The sequence below is a fragment of the Pseudomonas sp. PA-5-4B genome (assembly GCF_021606215.1).
Taxonomy (GTDB): domain Bacteria; phylum Pseudomonadota; class Gammaproteobacteria; order Pseudomonadales; family Pseudomonadaceae; genus Aquipseudomonas; species Aquipseudomonas edaphica.
The window spans coordinates 1-17,404 of sequence record NZ_WKDB01000029.1; the positions used below are offsets into that span (position 1 = coordinate 1).

A 17,404-nucleotide genomic window follows, 5' to 3' on the forward strand; every position below is an offset into this window, starting at 1 on the left:
TATATAAGCAGCGTTTCAATAACCGCCCACCGCCGCCATTTCCCCACCCACAATTGCAACCCCCGAACTGCTGCCCAAACGCGTAGCCCCGGCCTCAATCATCTTCACCGCCGTCGGATAATCACGCACGCCACCGGAGGCCTTGACCCCAACCCCAGCGCCTACTGTCTTGCGCATCAGGGCCACGTCTTCAAGCGTGGCACCACTGCGGCTGAACCCGGTGGACGTCTTGACGAACGCCACGCCCAAATCCCGGCAGATTTCGCAGGCCTGGATCTTTTGTTCGTCGCTGAGCAGGCAGGTTTCCAGGATTACCTTCAATGGCACGGCGCCGCAGGCTTTATGCACCATGGCTATGTCTTCGCGCACGGCCTCAAGCAGGCCTTCCTTCAGCCAGCCGATATTGAGCACCATGTCGATCTCCCCTGCCCCGGCGGCTATCGCCCGTTCGGCTTCGAAGGCCTTGGTGTCGCTCAGGCCGGCGCCCAATGGGAAGCCCACCACCGCACAGATCACCACGCGATCGTCGGTCAGGCAGGACGCGGCGTAAGGCACCTGCCCCGAGTTCAGGCATACGGAATAAAAGCCGTGCGCCTGTGCTTCTTCGCACAAGGTGCGAATCTGTTCACGGGTGGCATCGGGGGCCAGCAAGGTGTGATCGATGTACTTGGCCAATGCTGCGGGTTGAAGCGTATTCATATAACGTGCCCTTGCCTGTATGTTGCCAATGGTGGTGTGCCGCGTGTTGCGGTGCTCACATTAAGCGTTACAATATTCACAATTAATGTTACTTAGTTAACACAAACAATCAAGCCCTGGAATGCCCGTGGACAGTAAAAAAGCCGAGCGACTCAAGCTTATCCAGCAAGCCCTGCAGGACCAGAGCGCCATTCACCTGCGGGAAATGGCGGCGCTGCTGGATGTTTCCGAGATGACCCTGCGCCGCGACCTCAGCCACTTCAGCGAGCATTTGCGCCTGCTCGGTGGCTACATCACACGGGTCGGCAGTGAGGCCGGTGATTACCGGGTCGCCGACCAAGGCACGCGTCACGTCGAAGAAAAACGCCGCATCGGCAAACTCGCTGCGCGGTTGATACAGCCCGGCGACACGGTATTTTTTGACTGCGGTACCACCTCGCCGTTTGTGATTGATTTCATCCCCGACGAGTTGGAGTTCACCGCGGTGTGCAGCTCGTTGAACGTGTTGCTCAAGCTGCAGAACAAGCCCAACTGCCATATCGTGCTGTGCGGCGGCACCTTTCACCGCAAGAACCAGGTGTTTGAAAGCAGCGCCGAAAGCAGCATTCTCGACAGCGTGCGCCTCACGTGGGCCTTTGTGACGGCGGCGGGCGTCAGCCAGGAATTTGGCGTGACCTGCTTCAACTTCAATGAAGTCGAGGTCAAGCAAAAGGTCCTGCGCCAAGCCCAGCAGCGCGTGCTGCTGGCGGACTTCAGCAAGTTCGACACGGTGCGCACTGCGCACTTTGCCAGCCTTGCAGACTTTCAATACGTGGTCAGCGACAAGAAAATCCCCCAAGCGTACAAAGAAGCCATCCAGGCCAGCGGCGCGCAATTGCTGGTTTAACCCAGCAACGTTTGGCGCTCCCGCGCATTCAAGTAGCCGGTGGTCACGCTGAACGAAGCGCTGGCCCCGGCCGCCAGCACACGCACATGACCTTTGGCTTTTTCGGCGTTATAACCTTCGGGTTCACAGGTTGACGGCAGTACGAACGCCGCCACTTGCTGGTCCGGTGAGTGCAGGATCCAGCGTGCGGCGTGCTCGAACTCCTTGGGGCGATAACGGGTGTAAAACGCCGCACCATTCGGGTGGTCCAGCAGAAAATGTGCATGGCCGCTGGCGTCTGTGCCCACGTCGTCGAAGAAAAACACGATTTCAGGGTCGTACAACGCCGGTGTGTCGAGACACGCCAACTGCGCCGGATGCTCGGCCAGTTGCGCCATATAGGCGCTCCAGTCCGGCGTGGGCTTGACGTGGTCCGGCACGCTGGTGCGCAGGCGCAGGCGCTGCATGCCCAGCGGCTCGACAAACCGCGCGCCGGCCACATAGGCGTAGTTCATATGGGCCATGTACATCAGTTCCATGGGCTTGCCGGCCAGGTTGGTGACGTCCATATCGATATCGAACAGGGCTGAATCCGCGCGCAGTGTCACGCTTGGGGTTGCCCTGTAGCGATCGCCAAAGCCCTTGGCATATTGGTAAGTGCCACCCAGGCGCAGGACGCCCTCGCCTATTTCCAGCCAAGCTGTGTCCATGGGCGCGCAGGGCATTTCGCCGTGCAAGGCATGGGTGTCATCCGGCGCCGGGCAACCGTTGCGCAGCAGGCCACTGTGAAACATAAAGCAGCCATAAGTATCAATGACGGTCGGGCTGGGCCTTGGCTGCTCGAACAGGTTGGTCATGGTCAGGTCGCAGCCGTCGAACACCGCCGACCAGATCATCTGCCCTTGATAAGGCAACACCACCAGGCGTCCACGGCTGTTCTCCAGGCCCACGGCCAGCACGCCGGACGGGTAAACCCAGGCGCTGACCTTGAAGTCTTCGGACTGTAGCAAGACCTTTTCCTGCTCGCTGAACAGCACCGGATACAACGGGATACGCGTGTTCATGAGGCCACCGCCGCCGCACCCGACGGCACGCTGTCCGACTGGCGCATGCACTTGAGCGCATACATCACGATCACGATAAAGCACAGCAACGGCACACTGTAGGCCAACTGCATGTTGCCACCGCTGGCGTCAGACAACAGGCCCTGGAAGATCGGAATCACCCCGCCACCGACGATGCTCATCACCAGTAATGAACCGCCGACACCGGTGTCCTCACCCAGGCCATCGATGGTCAGGCCGTAGATGGTTGGCCAGCACGGGCCGAGAAAAATGCTCACGCCAACTGCCGCATATACCGCGGAAATGTTCGGCACCAGGATGGTGTAGGCCAGCAGCACAATGCACAGCACGCCATAAATCGCCAATACCCGGGCCGGGTGCAGGCGGCGCATCAGCAGGTTGGCGATCATCTTGCCGACAAAGTAGGCGGCAAACGTGGTCAGCAAAAACCATGAAGCGCTGCGCTCATTCATGCCGCCCATCTGCATGGCCAGGCGAATGGTGAAACTCCATACGCCGACTTGCGCACCCACATACAGAAACTGCGCGAGTACACCAAAGGTAAAACGCGGGTTGCGCCACAGGCGGCCCAGGCTTTGGCGCAGGCTGCCGGATTTATTGTCGACGGGGTTATTGCCCTTGCAGGCCGGAAACCGGGTAATGGCGATCAGGATGAACATCAGCACCAGTACGGCGATCATCCATTTGTAGGGCAACAGCGTGGACTGGATCATCTGCAACTGCTGCACCGCCGCCTCGGAGGCGCTCATCTGCGTCAGTTGCTCGGTGGTGGCATCGGTGTCCTTGAACATCACAAAGCTGCCCACGTACACCCCGGCCATGGCGCCGAACGGGTGAAAGGTTTGCGAGATATTCAAGCGCCGCGTCCCGGTTTCCCGTGGACCCATCAGGGTTGAATAGGTATTGCACGCTGTTTCCAGGAACGACAGACCGGCGGCAATCACAAACAGGGCCAGCAGGAACATGCCGTACTTGGCGGTGGACGCCGCAGGAAAAAACAACAGGCAGCCCAGCATGTACAGCAACAGGCCGATCAGAATGGTGCTTTTGTAGCTTAAGCGGCGCACCACCATCGCGGCCGGAATCGCCACGAAAAAGTACCCCAGGTAAAACGCCGACTGCACAAAGGCGGTTTGGAAATCGCTGAGCAGGAAGGCTTTCTTGAAGTGCGCGATCAGCACGTCGTTCATGCTCGCCGCTGCAGCCCACAATGCAAAAATGCTGCACAGCAGGATAAACGCGAACCAGGGCGTGCGGTTCAGATAGAAGCCATCGGGTGTCTGTTGCAGCGCAGGTTTGTTCATTATTGTTCTCCGGGCTGGGTTGAGAGTCTTACCGCTGTTGCTGGAAACGGGCGAACGCTTCGGCGTCGGGATAGGAGGTCTGTGTACCCAGCTCTGTGACCGAACAGGCGGAATACGCCACCGCTTGCTCCATGGCCTGGCGAATAGCGCCGTCGCGGCTCCAGTGCTGGATGAAACAACCGATAAACGCATCACCGGCGCCAGTAGTGTCGCGGGCCACCACCCGCTGGCCGGGCACCTGGAACTCGCCCTCCGCGCCCACGTACAGCGCGCCGTGCTCGCCAAGGGTCACGATCACGTGGCGAATGCCGCTGGCCACCAACGTACGCGCGGCGCTGCGGGCCGAGTCCGGCGAGTCCACGACGCGACCGGTGATCAACGCCAGTTCCGATTCGTTGGGAATCAGGAAATCCAACTGCGCCAGGTGCTCGGCACTCAAGTCGGCCAGGGCCGGCGCCGGGTTGAGCAGCACCGTAATGCCATGGCGGCGGGCAAATTCGATGGCGTAGTAGACCGTGTCCAGGTTGATCTCCAGTTGCAGCACGATCAGCGTGCATTCACGCAGGTCGGCAGCGGCCGTCTCGATGTCCGCTGGCAACAAATGCGCATTGGCACCTTTGACGATCAAAATGCTGTTATGGGAATCGGCCCGCACAAAAATCGGCGCCACGCCGCTGGAGACGCCCGGCACACGCTGCACGTAACGGGTGTCGATACCAAAACGCTGGAAGTTGGCCAGGGTGTTGTCGGCGAACATGTCATCACCGACTTTACTCAGCATCAGCACCTGCGCGCCAAGCTTGGCCGCCGCCACCGCCTGGTTGGCGCCTTTGCCGCCACACCCCAGGGCAAAGCCCGGCGCTTCCAGGGTTTCGCCCTGGTCCGGCATGCGGTCGATGTAGGTAATCAAATCCACCATGTTGCTGCCGATGACTGCGATCTTACCCATTGCTATCTCACCTTGTTGCGGCACGACCAGGCGGGTCGTAGCGCTCTTGTTTTGTTATTTAAATAACATTAAGTGTGATTATTCAATCTTTATTTTATGAAGATCAGTCAAGCCGCAGGAAAATGTAGCGTCTGTGTAAGCATCATCTTGTGTGCCCAGGTACAGCTCACTAAGCTGGCCGATCTTTTGCTGTGACCCGGAACCCCCATGTCTCGAAGTATTGCCCACCTCGCCTTGTTGCTCGGGTTGATCACCGCCATCGGCCCTTTCGCCATCGACAGCTATCTGCCTGCGCTACCCACCCTGGGTGCCAGCCTGCAGGCGTCGCCGGCGGCCGTGCAGATGAGCTTGACGGTGTTCTTCATGATCATTGGCGTGTGCCAGTTGTTTTACGGGCCGATCAGCGATGTGTACGGTCGCAAGCCGCCGATTTACGCGGGCCTGGCGATTTTTGCGGTGGCCAGCGTCGGCTGTGCGCTGGCGCCGACGATTGAAGTGCTGATTGGTTTTCGTGCCCTGCAAGCCTTTGGCGCATGCGCCGGCATGGTGATCCCGCGGGCGGTGGTGCGTGACCTGTACACCGGCCACGAAGCCGCACGGTTGATGGCCCTGCTGATGCTGGTGATGAGTGTTTCGCCGATCCTCGCGCCCTTGGCCGGCAGCGTGGTGATTTCACTCTGGAGCTGGCGTGAAGTGTTCGTGGTGCTCGCAGTGGTTTCGCTGTTGTGCCTGGTGATGACCTTTGTGCAACTGCCCGAAACCCATCCTGCCGAACGCCGCCTGGGCAAGACCCTGGGCAGTGCGATCGGCAGCTACGGCGCCTTGCTGCGCGACCCGGTATTCACCGGCCTGTCGGTGGTGTGCGGGTTTGGCTTGGCGACGTTCTTTGTGTTTATCGGCAGCGCGCCGTTCGTGTACATCGAGTATTTCGGCCTGACGCCTACGCAATTCAGCCTGTGTTTTGCAGTAAACGCCGCGTCCTTCTTCGCCATGAGCCAACTGACCGCACGCCTGAGCGCGCGTTTTGGCCTGGCGCCGCTGATTCGCGGGTCGGTGATCGGCGTGGCGGTGGTTATGAGCGCGCTGGCCGTCACCACCTTGTGGAGTGACAACCTCGCCTTGATGATGGCACTGCTGTTTATCGGCTTCGGTTTTCTCGGCCTGTTATTGCCAGCCGCGGGGGTGTTGTCCATGGAAGATCACGGCGCAGTGGCAGGTTCTGCCTCGGCGCTGCTCGGTGCTATCCAGATGATCACGGCGGCCGTGTCCATGACGCTGGTTGGCGTGTTTGCCGACCATACGCCTGCGCCCATGCTGGTCGGCATCGCGCTGTGTGCGGTGGCGGCGATGCTGGTGACCTTATGGACCCTGCGTCGTTTGCCGGCTCACCTGGCGCGTGATTGACGCCATCCGTCGGGGGCGTAGCCCATCCATTACAACTATCGCGGGCGGCAAAACACCTAACTCCATAGCACCTTTGACGTTCTATGGAGTTAGACATGACTGACTACCCTCGCCCACCCTTCGCGCCCCAAGCCCAGTCCGTACCGGGCACCCAGAAGAAAATGGACCCGTACCCCGACTGCGGCGAGAAGAGCTACAAAGGCTCCGGCCGGTTGGCCAACAAGATCGCCCTGATCACCGGCGCCGACAGCGGTATCGGCCGCGCGGTGGCGATCGCCTTTGCCCGTGAGGGCGCCGACGTAGCCATCGCGTACCTGGATGAGCATGAAGACGCCCAGGAAACCGCACGCTGGGTCGAAGAAGCGGGCCGTCAATGCCTGTTGTTGCCGGGCGATATCGCGCAAAAAACCAACTGCCAGGCGCTGGTGGACAAGACCGTCGAGCAGTTTGGCCGCATCGATGTGCTGGTCAACAACGCCGCGTTCCAGATGACCCACGAAACCCTCGAAGAGATCGAGGATGAAGAATGGGTCAAGACCTTCGATATCAACATCACCGCGATGTTTCGGATCTGCAAGGCGGCCCTGCCGCATATGAAAGCCGGCAGCTCGATCATCAACACCAGTTCGGTCAATTCCGATATGCCCAAGCCAACCCTGTTGGCCTACGCCGCCACCAAAGGCGCGATTGCCAACTTCACCGGTGGCCTGGCGCAGTTGCTGGGTGACAAGGGTATTCGCGTCAACAGCGTGGCACCAGGGCCGATCTGGACGCCGCTGATTGTAGCGACCATGCCCGACAAGGATGTGCAGAGCTTTGGCAGCGAAACACCGCTCGGGCGGCCAGGCCAGCCTGTAGAGGTGGCACCGATCTATGTGCTGCTGGCCTCGGACGAAGCCAGCTATATCTCCGGCTCACGGTACGCGGTCACTGGCGGCAAACCGATTCTCTAAACCTCACATAGCCCTAATGTGGGAGCGGGCTTGCCCGCGATTGCGGTGTATCAGGCAGTCAATCTGTCACTGACACACCGCAATCGCGAGCAAGCTCGCTCCCACAGTTTTAATCAGTGTCTGACCTGGAAACTACAAATCAAACCTGTCCACCGCCCGGCGCCGCTCGTTGTCATCGCGCACGTCATAACTGGCGGTGGTCTGGATATTGGTGTGATGCGCCAGTTTCTGCGCAATCGACAGGTCGTGTTCTTCAATCACCCGCGTGATGAACGAGCGTCGGAAGTCATGGGGCATGATCTTCACGCCCACCTGCTCACCGCGTTGACGGGCGATGTAGTAAATCGCGTGCTTGGTGATGCGTTCACGGGTGATATGGCTGCCACGGCGAATACGATTGAACAGGAAGCTATCGTCCTGCTCACCTTCCTTGAGCTGCTCGCGACGAAACGCCAGCCAGGCCTGCAATTTGTCGAACGCCCAGGCTGGGGCGTACTTGATCAGTTCTTTGTTGCCTTTGCCAATCACACGCAAGCTGCGTTCATCGAAGTTGATCTGCGCCAGGTCCAGGTTGACCGACTCCGACTTGCGCATGCCTGAACCATACAAAATGCCGATCACGGCGGCATCCCGCAGGCCTTGAGGGCGTGGGTCGGCGGCACAGACTTCCATCATTTCGCGGATCAGGGTGCGGCGCAGGTTACGGCCCTGGCTGAGGCGTGTGCCCGGCGTGGCCTTGACCGAGCGCATCTTCAACAGGTGGTCCTGGCTGATCAGGCTCATTCGCCAGGCCTCGTTCATCACCCCGCGTACCGCATTCACATACAGCGAAGAAGTGTTCGGCGCGCAGCCGTCCTCGCGCAATGCGCCGACCAGCGCAATCACCTGTTCGGGTTGCAGCAGGTGCCAGTCGATCTCTTCCAGGTTGATATCTTCATAGCCCAGGCGGTCGGCGGCATCTTGCAGCACGTAGCGCATGGTCAGTTGGCTGGAGGGCGCCAAGCGGGTGAGGTAAAGGGTCAGTGGGTTGCGGATAGACTCAGTCAAGGTAGATCAGCCTTTGGATTAAATACCTCATTCAAGCCTTTGTTTAATCGAGGTATTTAGTGAATTGGCGGAGGTCGAGTCTAACTCAGGACCGGGCTTGGCACCAAATCACGGCACAACATCACGGCGCCGATTCGTCGTCCTCGGTCGGGTTTTCAGCCTGAGGTTGCGCCTGGGATTGGCTCCAGTCGGCATCCTGTTTGTGCATCAGTGCAAACCAGTGCTGACGCATGAACGCCAGGTAGCTGTCCGGCGCTTTGGCAAAGTCGCTTTCATCGCCATAACAGCCCGGCAGCGGCAACTCGGTGCCCTGCTCCTTGTACTGGCTGACCAGTGCCTGCTGTGCGGCAACGCTGCAGTCAGTAGGCAGCGGCATACCTCGCAGGGCACCGGCATCCTCGTCCCACCAGCTTGCACCGACGCGATCGACACCGCGCAGGCGGTACTTCTGGGACTTGCCGACATGCATGATCAGCTTGAACTCACGCGGGCTGACATCGCTGGTGCAGGTGCGCGAGTAACCCACCGTGGCCTGGGTAATGCCATCGCCGGCAAGGTCAGTGACCTTGGTTGCCGCCATATCAAAACGCAGCCCTGCATCGAATTCGCAATGCTGCACATCGTCATAGAGCATCCAGACACGCTTGGGGCGGTCGCCGCCGAGCAAATACTGGGCCGCGTAGACAAATGCCGACTGGGTACCGTCGTCATCACGCTCGCTGACTTGCTCGGCGAGTACCAGCAAGTTCTTGCCTTGGTGGTCGTCCCAGGTATAGGCCGCGACCTGTTTGCCGCGCACTTCCACGCCGTCCGGCACCTGCTCGATGCTGGTAAGCGCCACGCCATCGTCGGCTCGAACGGTGGTGACACAGGCCACCACCATCAACAAGCCCATCAATGCAGGCCGCAACTGGCCGTGCAAAATCCGCACACTATTCATCCGAGTACCCTGGCAAGAGATGGCTTACTTTACCGGCACTTGAGGGCCATTGCAGAGAAGTTTGTTGAATTACCTTGCGCGCCTGCGCAGCGGTGCAGAATCCGTCGCGGTTTTGCCTGCAGAACCAATCCCCAGGCGCTTCAGCGGTTTAGCTGAACCCTACCTGTCTACCTGTCAAATAAACGAGTTTTTCATCCGCCTTTCATATTCGTTCAACAATTTTCCGCTTAATCTTGACCGCAGGACTTGAGAACGAACCGCGTCTTCCCCGACTAACCTGTTGATTACGCTTTACCTTTCATAGTTTTCGTCTTTACTCTGCTAGCCCATGGAAGAAACCGTTGCCCGTCCTCAGGAAAGTCGAACGAATGCCGCACACCCACGCTACATTTAATCGGCCGGCGTTGTTGCCGACTGATTACTGCTGTTTTCACGCTCCAATTGTTCTAGCCCCGAGGTCATGAATCTTTGAAACCCTACCCTATTCATTGCGTGTCGATCGTTATCCCGGTCTACAACGAACAAGAGAGCCTGCCTGAATTGCTGCGTCGCACGACTGCAGCTTGCAAGCAATTGGCTTACGAATACGAAATCATCCTGGTGGATGACGGTAGCCGCGACAACTCGGCCCAATTGCTGGAAGACGCTGCCGCAGAAGACGGCAGCAACGTAGTGGCGGTGATCCTCAACCGCAACTATGGCCAGCATGCCGCGATCATGGCCGGCTTCGAGCAGTGCCGTGGCGAGGTGGTCATCACCCTTGACGCCGACCTGCAGAACCCGCCCGAAGAAATCCCGCGGCTGGTCGAGCAAGCCGCCCTGGGCTACGACGTCGTCGCCACTGTGCGTAACAACCGTCAGGATTCGGCCTTCCGCCGCTGGCCTTCGCGCCTGATCAACCTGGCCGTGCAACGCTCCACCGGCGTGGCCATGACCGATTACGGCTGCATGTTGCGTGCTTACCGACGCACCATCGTCGACGCGATGCTGGCCTGCCGCGAGCGCAGCACCTTTATTCCGATTCTGGCCAACGGCTTTGCCCGGCACACCACCGAGATCCTGGTGCACCACGCCGAGCGTGAGCATGGCGAGTCCAAATACAGCGCCATGCGCCTGATCAGCCTGATGTTCGACCTGCTGACCTGCATGACCACCACCCCGCTGCGTCTGCTGAGCATCGTCGGCTTCAGCCTCGCGGCACTGGGCATGCTGTTTGCCTTTGCGCTGGTGTTCCTGCGCTTGGTCTTCGGCGCCGAATGGGCCGGTTCAGGCATGTTCGTGCTGTTCGCGGTGCTGTTTGTGTTCACCGGCGGCCAATTCATCGGCATGGGCCTCTTGGGTGAATACCTGGGCCGCATGTACAGTGACGTGCGTGCCCGTCCACGGTTCTTTATTGAAAAGGTGCTGCGTAACCAACCCGCAGAGCCGGCTCCGGTCGTCGTGGTCGACGGCCTTACAACTTCCCACTCTCCTACTTCTCCTTCCGATCAGGTTTCGTCATGAATTCAAAAGCTGTTGTCTTCGCTTACCACGATATTGGCTGTGCAGGTATTGAAGCCCTGCTGACCGCCGGCTACGACATTGCTGCCGTGTTCACCCATGCCGACGACCCCAAGGAAAACAATTTCTACGGCTCCGTCGCCCAACTCTGCGCCCGCAACGGCATCCCGGTACATGCTCCGGAAGACGCCAACCACCCGCTGTGGATTGAGCGTATTGCCAAGCTGAACCCGGATTTCATCTTCTCGTTCTACTACCGCAACCTGCTGAGCGAAGCCCTGCTGGCCACTGCCAAAAAAGGCGCGTTCAACCTGCACGGTTCCTTGCTGCCTAAATACCGTGGCCGCGCTCCGGCCAACTGGGTGCTGGTCAACGGTGAAACCGAAACCGGCGTCACCCTGCACCGCATGGTCAAGCGTGCCGATGCCGGCGCGATCCTGGCCCAGCAAAAAGTCATTATCGACCGCACCGACACCGGCCTGACCCTGCACGCCAAACTGCGTGATGCGGCCACCAACTTGCTGCGTGATGCCCTGCCACAGCTGGCCCAAGGCAAATTGGCCGAAACGGCCCAGAACGAAAGCCAGGCCACCTACTTCGGTCGCCGCACTGCCGCTGACGGCAAGCTGGACTGGAAAAAACCGGCTGAAGAGCTGTTCAACCTGGTTCGTGCCGTGACCCAACCGTACCCAGGCGCATTCTGCGCTGTCGGCGAGCACAAACTTATCGTTTGGCAAGCTGAAGTGGTCAAGGGCAACGAAGGCCTGGCGCCAGGCCGTGTGATCAGCGTCAACCCGCTGCGCATCGCCTGCGGTGAAGATTCCCTGGTGGTCAAGTTCGGCCAGCGCAACGAAAACGGCCTGTACCTGGCCGGCCCTTCCCTGGCTGACGAACTGGGCCTGGTCGACGGTTCCGTGCTGCGCGGCGCCGAGTCCGGCCGCAAGCCACGTCGCACTCGTGTACTGATCCTGGGTGTGAACGGCTTTATCGGTAACCACCTGTCCGAGCGCCTGCTGCGTGACGACCGTTATGAAATCTACGGCCTGGACATCGGTTCCGACGCCATTGAGCGCCTGCGCAGCCACCCGAACTTCCACTACGTGGAAGGCGACATCAGCATCCACTCCGAGTGGATCGAGTACCACATCAAGAAGTGCGACGTGGTCCTGCCGCTGGTGGCCATCGCTACGCCAATCGAATACACCCGTAACCCGCTGCGCGTATTCGAACTCGACTTCGAAGAGAACCTGAAACTGGTTCGCTACTGCGTCAAGTACAACAAGCGCGTGATCTTCCCGTCGACCTCCGAAGTCTATGGCATGTGCCAGGACCAGTACTTCGACGAAGACACCTCCAATCTGGTGGTTGGCCCGGTCAACAAGCAGCGCTGGATCTACTCGGTCTCCAAGCAACTGCTGGACCGCGTGATCTGGGCTTACGGCGACAAGGGCCTGAACTTCACCCTGTTCCGTCCGTTCAACTGGATGGGCCCGCGCCTTGACCGTCTGGACTCGGCACGTATCGGCAGCTCCCGTGCCATCACCCAGCTGATCCTGAACCTGGTGGAAGGTACCCCGATCCGCCTGTTCGACGGTGGTGAGCAGAAGCGTTGCTTCACCGACATCGCCGACGGCATCGAAGCACTGGCACGCATCATTGATAACGACAACGATATCTGCAACGGCCAGATCATCAACATCGGCAACCCGGAAAACGAAGCCAGCATCCGTCAGCTGGGCGAAGAACTGCTGCGTCAGTTCGAAGCTCACCCGCTGCGCAGCAACTTCCCTCCGTTCGCCGGTTTCCGCGACGTAGAAAGCAAGGCGTTCTACGGTACCGGTTACCAGGACGTGGCGCACCGCAAGCCAAGCATCGAAAACGCCAAGCGCCTGTTGAACTGGGAGCCAACCGTTGAGATGAGCGAAACCATCGGCAACACGTTGGACTTCTTCCTCAAAGAAGCCATGCTCGAAATCGCGGACAAGAAGTAATGCAGGCAGGCTTGCGAATCGACGTCGACACCTACCGTGGCACCCGTGAGGGCGTGCCGCGGTTGCTCGAATCCCTGGATGAAGCCGGGGTAAAAGCGACGTTCTTCTTCAGCGTCGGGCCGGACAACATGGGGCGCCACTTGTGGCGCCTTATCCGCCCGCAATTTCTGTGGAAGATGCTGCGTTCCAATGCTGCCGGCCTCTATGGCTGGGACATCTTGCTGGCCGGCACCGCCTGGCCAGGCAAGCCGATCGGCCGTGACCTGGGGCACTTGATGCGCCAGGCCAAGGCCGCCGGCCATGAAGTCGGCCTGCACGCATGGGACCATCACGGCTGGCAAGCCAACACCGGGCGCTGGAGCGACGCACAGCTGGTCGAGCAGATCCGTCGAGGCGTGGACACCCTGAGCGACATCCTGGGTGAGCGCATCGACTGTTCCGCAGCCGCCGGCTGGCGTGCCGATGAGCGCGTGGTGCAAGCCAAGCAAGGTTTCAACTTTCGCTACAACAGTGATTGCCGGGGCACCAGCCTGTTTCGACCAACCCTGGCCGATGGCAGTGCGGGCACCCCACAAATTCCGGTAGACCTGCCGACCTTCGACGAAGTCGTCGGGCCGGTGGTGGCTGCCAAAGATTTCAACGGCTTCATTCTTGACCGGTTCGCCGAGTCGAAGCTGAACGTCTATACGATCCACGCAGAAGTAGAAGGGATTCTGATGGCTGAAGATTTTCGCCAACTGCTCGCCCAGGCCGGGCAGCGCGGCATTGACTTCAAACCCTTGGGCGACCTGTTGCCCGCGGATGTGACCACCCTGCCCCAGCAACAGCTGGTACGCGGCGCGCTCAGCGGCCGCGAGGGTTGGCTCGGAGTACAGCAGGCATGATCCGGCGCTGGGCATTGCCCCTGCTCCTGTTGGCGTTTGCTGTGTTCTACCTGTTGCCACTGGCCAGCCATGGCCTGTGGATCCCGGATGAAACCCGTTACGCGCAGATCAGCCAGGAAATGCTGCTGACCGGCAAATGGGCCTCGCCGCACTTCATGGGTATCCGTTACTTCGAAAAACCCGCTGCCGGCTACTGGATGATCGCGCTGGGCCAGGCGATTTTCGGGCAGAACCTGTTCGGCGTGCGCTTTGCGTCGGCCTTGAGCACCGGGCTGAGCATCCTGCTGGTCTATCTGGTCTCGCGCCGGCTGTGGAACAACCCGCAAAAAAGCCTGGTCAGCAGCGTGCTGTACATGAGCTTTGTCAGCGTGGCGCTGCTTGGTGGTTACGCCAACCTGGACCCGCAGTTCACCTTCTGGGTCAACCTCACCGGCGTTGCGCTGTGGTTCTGCTTCGACAGCACCACGCGCAACGGCCGCTTGGGGTCTTGGGCCTTGCTCGGCTTTGCCTGCGGCATGGGCTTCATGACCAAAGGATTTCTTGCCTGGCTGCTGCCAGTGTTGATCGCCCTGCCCTACGCTATTTGGCAGAAACGCTTTCGTGAATTGCTTGGCTATGGTGTGGTCGCTGTGGCCGTCGCAATTATCGTCAGCCTGCCGTGGGCACTCGCCGTGCACCTGCAAGAGCCGGACTACTGGAACTTCTTCTTCTGGCATGAGCACATCCAACGCTTTGCCGGCGATGACGCCCAGCATGCCGAGCCGTTCTGGTTCTACCTGCCGCTGATGGTTGCGTTCTCGTTGCCATGGATCGCCCTGCTGCCGTCCACGGTCAAACAGGCCTGGCTGGAAAAGCGCCTGCCCAAGACCGCGTTCCTGCTGCTGTGGCTGTTGATGCCTCTGGCGTTCTTCAGTTTGGCCAAAGGCAAGCTGCCGTCCTATGTCATGCCGTGCCTGCTGCCCTTGGCCCTGCTGATGGGGTCGACGCTCAGCGACAAGTTGGCCAAGGGCCATGGCCGCGCCTTGCGCATCAACGGCTGGTTGAACCTGGCTATCGGAATCGTGGCGTTGCTGGCCATCAGTTGGTTCCAATTGAAAAAACCGGTGTATGAGCCGGGTCAGGAGACTTTCAGCCTGGTGCTGGTGTTTACGTTCCTGTTCGGCTGGATCGTGGTCAACCTGCTGCAAGCTGCACGCCCATTGAAGCTATGGGCTGCGCCGGCCATCGGCAGTTGGTTGCTGGTGGCCCTGGTGCCGGCTGCCCTTCCGCATTCGGTGGTTTATAACAAGACCCCGGACCAGTTCATCATCGACCATTTGCCCGAACTGCAACCCACCGCGGCACTGCTCAGCAATGACCTTGGCGCTGCCTCGGCGCTGTCGTGGCGCCTGGGCCGCCCGGAGGTTGCGCTGTACAACACGGTCGGTGAAGTGAAGTACGGCATTGCCTATCCAGACACTGCCTATCGCAAGATCGGCACCGCCGACGTCCAGCAATGGATGAGCGAGGCGCGTAAAAAAGGCTCGGTTGGCGTCGTCATGCGGGTCAAGGGCGACGATGAAGTGGCCGAAGTGAACCTGCTGCCCCAAGACGGCAAGCGCTATGAGCAAGGCAATATCGTCATCCTGATCTTCCCACAGGCTGCGCAATGATCACCTTGCTTCTCCTGTTGAGCGCCTGTCTGCTCACCTGCATGGGCCAGGTTTCGCAAAAGTTTGCGGTAGAAAGCTGGCGTGACCAGCCCGACGGTTGGGCGCCGAAACTGCGCTCGCCGTGGCTGTGGTCGGCGCTGGTGTGCCTGGGCCTTGGCCTGCTGGTATGGCTGCTGGTGTTGCAGCGCCTGGAAGTCGGCATCGCCTACCCCATGCTCAGCCTCAATTTTGTGCTGGTGACACTGATGGCGCGGTTTGTCTTCCATGAGCAGATCGATGGCCGTCATTGGCTGGGTGTCGCGCTGGTGATTGGCGGCGTTGTGCTGCTAGGGCGTCACGTATGAGCCGCACACAAGGGTTTGCCCTGGCCTTGGGCAGTGTTGGCCTGGTCAGTGCTGCTCAATTGGGCATGCGCTGGAGCATGACGCGCCTGCCGTTGCCCACTGAGTGGCTCAATGCGTTTAACAGTCAATCGATTGATCTTGGCGCCCTGGGCGTGGTGATCCTGGCGATCATCGCCTATGCGCTGTCGATGCTGTGCTGGCTCGGCGCGCTCAAGCACTTGCCCCTGGGCCGCGCCTATTCGCTGCTAAGCATCAGCTACGCGCTGGTGTACCTGCTGGCGGCCAGCCTGCCGGTGTTCAACGAACATTTTTCGCTTTCAAAAACCCTGGGGGTGGCCTTGGTCATTCTCGGTGTTCTGGTTATTAACTCTCGTCGTGCTAGCGTTGCAAGCCCCAGGAATGCCCCATGAAAATCAGTGTATTTGGTAGCGGTTACGTCGGTCTGGTACAGGCCACCGTATTGGCCGAAGTCGGTCACGATGTGATCTGCATGGACGTGGACAAGAGCAAAGTCGAGTCGCTGCAAAAAGGCCACGTGACCATCTTCGAGCCAGGCCTGGCTGCGATGGTCAAGGAAAACCTGGAAAGCGGGCGCCTGCACTTTACCTATGATGAAAAACTCGCCGTAGAGCACGGTGAGGTGCTGTTTATCGCCGTGGGCACGCCGTCGGACGAAGACGGCTCGGCCGACCTCAAGTACGTGCTTTCGGTGGGCGATGCCGTATCCCGCCATCGCGTGGAACCGGTGATCCTGGTGGAAAAATCCACCGTGCCGGTCGGTACGGGCGACACCCTGCGTGCCCATATCGAAAAAAACCTGCACATTGCCGGTCGCCACCTGGAGTTCGATATCGTCTCCAACCCCGAATTCCTCAAGGAAGGCTCGGCCGTTGCCGACTGCCGCCGCCCGGACCGCATCATCATCGGCTGTGAACGCGAAGAAGTGCGCGAAGTGATGCGTGATTTGTACGCGCCGTTCAACCGCAACCATGACCGCATCATCTTCATGGACCTGCGCAGCGCCGAACTGACCAAGTACGCCGCCAACTGCATGCTGGCCACCAAGATCAGCTTCATCAACCAGATCGCCGAGTTGGCCGAACACTTGGGCGCCGACATCGAAGCCGTGCGTTTGGGCATTGGCGCCGACTCACGCATCGGCTACCACTTTATCTACCCGGGCTGCGGCTACGGCGGTTCGTGCTTCCCCAAAGACATGCGCGCCCTGATCCACAGCGCCAAGGAAGCCAACTGCTCCAGCGACCTGCTCGAAGCGGTCGAAGCGATCAACCAGCGCCAGAAGAGCAAGCTGTTCGAGCGTATCAATGCGTATTTCAAAGGCGAACTGCAAGGCAAGACCTTCGCCTTGTGGGGCCTGGCCTTCAAGCCCAACACCGATGACATGCGCGATGCCCCAAGCCGCGTGCTGATGGAAGCCCTGTGGGCGGCCGGCGCCAATGTCCGTGCGTTCGACCCCGAAGCCATGCAGGAAACCCAGCGCATCTATGGTGACGAGTCGCGTCTGACCCTGCTGGGCACGCCGGAATCGGCCTTGAGCGGCGCCGATGCGTTGATCGTGTGCACCGAGTGGCAGCAATTCAAGGCGCCGGATTTCGAACTGATCCACGCCCGCCTGAAAAACCCGGTGATCTTCGACGGTCGGAACCTGTACGACGGCGAGCGCCTGGCGCGCAAGGGCTTCAAATATTTCCCGATGGGCCGTGGCGACTCCTGCGAGCTGCCGATTCCACAGCAAAACTGGGTAGCGCCAGCCAAGGAAGACTAAA

At 59.9% G+C, this 17,404-nt stretch carries 16 protein-coding genes; 10 read left to right on the plus strand and 6 right to left on the minus strand.

The window, feature by feature from the left end; translation table 11 throughout:
• Positions 1-15: 15 nt before the first annotated feature.
• A complete protein-coding gene (gene deoC / locus GIW28_RS15885) occupies positions 16-699 on the minus strand; it encodes a deoxyribose-phosphate aldolase (protein ID WP_236459044.1) in 684 nt (227 codons plus the stop codon).
• Positions 700-826: 127 nt separating this feature from the next.
• Here deoC and deoR point away from each other — a divergent pair, with 127 nt between their 5' ends.
• Complete coding sequence (deoR, locus tag GIW28_RS15890; RefSeq protein ID WP_017135707.1) at positions 827-1,585, plus strand: DNA-binding transcriptional repressor DeoR; 759 nt, start codon at positions 827-829, stop codon at positions 1,583-1,585.
• Here deoR and GIW28_RS15895 read toward each other — a convergent pair.
• The 3 genes from GIW28_RS15895 to rbsK are packed head-to-tail and all read right to left on the minus strand — an operon-like array spanning position 1,582 to position 4,902.
• Positions 1,582-2,628, minus strand: coding sequence for an aldose 1-epimerase family protein (locus GIW28_RS15895; RefSeq protein WP_099549756.1), 1,047 nt, complete (start codon positions 2,626-2,628; stop codon positions 1,582-1,584). The genes deoR and GIW28_RS15895 overlap by 4 nt on opposite strands.
• On the minus strand, positions 2,625-3,953 hold the full coding sequence (fucP, locus tag GIW28_RS15900; RefSeq protein ID WP_099549755.1) for an L-fucose:H+ symporter permease: 1,329 nt from the start codon (positions 3,951-3,953) through the stop codon (positions 2,625-2,627). The genes GIW28_RS15895 and fucP overlap by 4 nt, the downstream gene beginning before the upstream one ends.
• Before the next feature lie 28 nt (positions 3,954-3,981).
• Positions 3,982-4,902 (minus strand): ribokinase, encoded by a 921-nt coding sequence (rbsK, locus tag GIW28_RS15905; protein WP_236447728.1) that lies wholly within the window; start codon positions 4,900-4,902, stop codon positions 3,982-3,984.
• A 207-nt stretch (positions 4,903-5,109) separates the two neighbouring features.
• On the opposite strand from rbsK, the gene GIW28_RS15910 reads away from it, so the two are divergent.
• Positions 5,110-6,306, plus strand: a complete 1,197-nt coding sequence (locus GIW28_RS15910) for a multidrug effflux MFS transporter (protein WP_017135711.1) — start codon at positions 5,110-5,112, stop codon at positions 6,304-6,306.
• 95 nt (positions 6,307-6,401) lie between these two features.
• A complete protein-coding gene (locus GIW28_RS15915; protein ID WP_017135712.1) occupies positions 6,402-7,259 on the plus strand; it encodes an SDR family oxidoreductase in 858 nt (285 codons plus the stop codon).
• A gap of 132 nt (positions 7,260-7,391) precedes the next feature.
• Here GIW28_RS15915 and GIW28_RS15920 read toward each other — a convergent pair whose 3' ends face one another.
• The gene (locus GIW28_RS15920) at positions 7,392-8,306 is read right to left on the minus strand and encodes a site-specific integrase (protein WP_099549753.1); all 915 of its coding nucleotides are present in this window, start codon (positions 8,304-8,306) and stop codon (positions 7,392-7,394) included.
• Between the two features lie 121 nt (positions 8,307-8,427).
• Positions 8,428-9,246 (minus strand): M949_RS01915 family surface polysaccharide biosynthesis protein, encoded by an 819-nt coding sequence (locus GIW28_RS15925; protein ID WP_099549752.1) that lies wholly within the window; start codon positions 9,244-9,246, stop codon positions 8,428-8,430.
• 468 nt (positions 9,247-9,714) lie between these two features.
• Here GIW28_RS15925 and arnC point away from each other — a divergent pair, with 468 nt between their 5' ends.
• From arnC to GIW28_RS15960, 7 genes are read left to right on the plus strand one after another with little or no spacing between them, the layout of a single operon-like run.
• Complete coding sequence (arnC, locus tag GIW28_RS15930) at positions 9,715-10,749, plus strand: undecaprenyl-phosphate 4-deoxy-4-formamido-L-arabinose transferase (protein WP_099549751.1); 1,035 nt, start codon at positions 9,715-9,717, stop codon at positions 10,747-10,749.
• The gene (gene arnA / locus GIW28_RS15935; protein ID WP_017135715.1) at positions 10,746-12,737 is read left to right on the plus strand and encodes a bifunctional UDP-4-amino-4-deoxy-L-arabinose formyltransferase/UDP-glucuronic acid oxidase ArnA; all 1,992 of its coding nucleotides are present in this window, start codon (positions 10,746-10,748) and stop codon (positions 12,735-12,737) included. Before arnC ends, arnA begins: the two co-directional genes overlap by 4 nt.
• Entirely contained in the window at positions 12,737-13,621 is an 885-nt protein-coding gene (gene arnD, locus GIW28_RS15940; protein ID WP_099549750.1) for a 4-deoxy-4-formamido-L-arabinose-phosphoundecaprenol deformylase, read from the plus strand. Before arnA ends, arnD begins: the two co-directional genes overlap by 1 nt.
• Entirely contained in the window at positions 13,618-15,273 is a 1,656-nt protein-coding gene (arnT, locus tag GIW28_RS15945) for a lipid IV(A) 4-amino-4-deoxy-L-arabinosyltransferase (RefSeq protein ID WP_176992203.1), read from the plus strand. Before arnD ends, arnT begins: the two co-directional genes overlap by 4 nt.
• A complete protein-coding gene (gene arnE / locus GIW28_RS15950) occupies positions 15,270-15,617 on the plus strand; it encodes a 4-amino-4-deoxy-L-arabinose-phosphoundecaprenol flippase subunit ArnE (protein WP_017135717.1) in 348 nt (115 codons plus the stop codon). The genes arnT and arnE overlap by 4 nt, the downstream gene beginning before the upstream one ends.
• Positions 15,614-16,027 carry a 4-amino-4-deoxy-L-arabinose-phosphoundecaprenol flippase subunit ArnF gene (gene arnF / locus GIW28_RS15955; RefSeq protein ID WP_017135718.1) on the plus strand — a complete coding sequence of 138 codons (414 nt, stop codon included), beginning with the start codon at positions 15,614-15,616 and terminating at the stop codon, positions 16,025-16,027. Before arnE ends, arnF begins: the two co-directional genes overlap by 4 nt.
• Complete coding sequence (locus tag GIW28_RS15960) at positions 16,024-17,403, plus strand: UDP-glucose dehydrogenase family protein (protein ID WP_017135719.1); 1,380 nt, start codon at positions 16,024-16,026, stop codon at positions 17,401-17,403. The genes arnF and GIW28_RS15960 overlap by 4 nt, the downstream gene beginning before the upstream one ends.
• Position 17,404 lies beyond the last annotated feature (1 nt).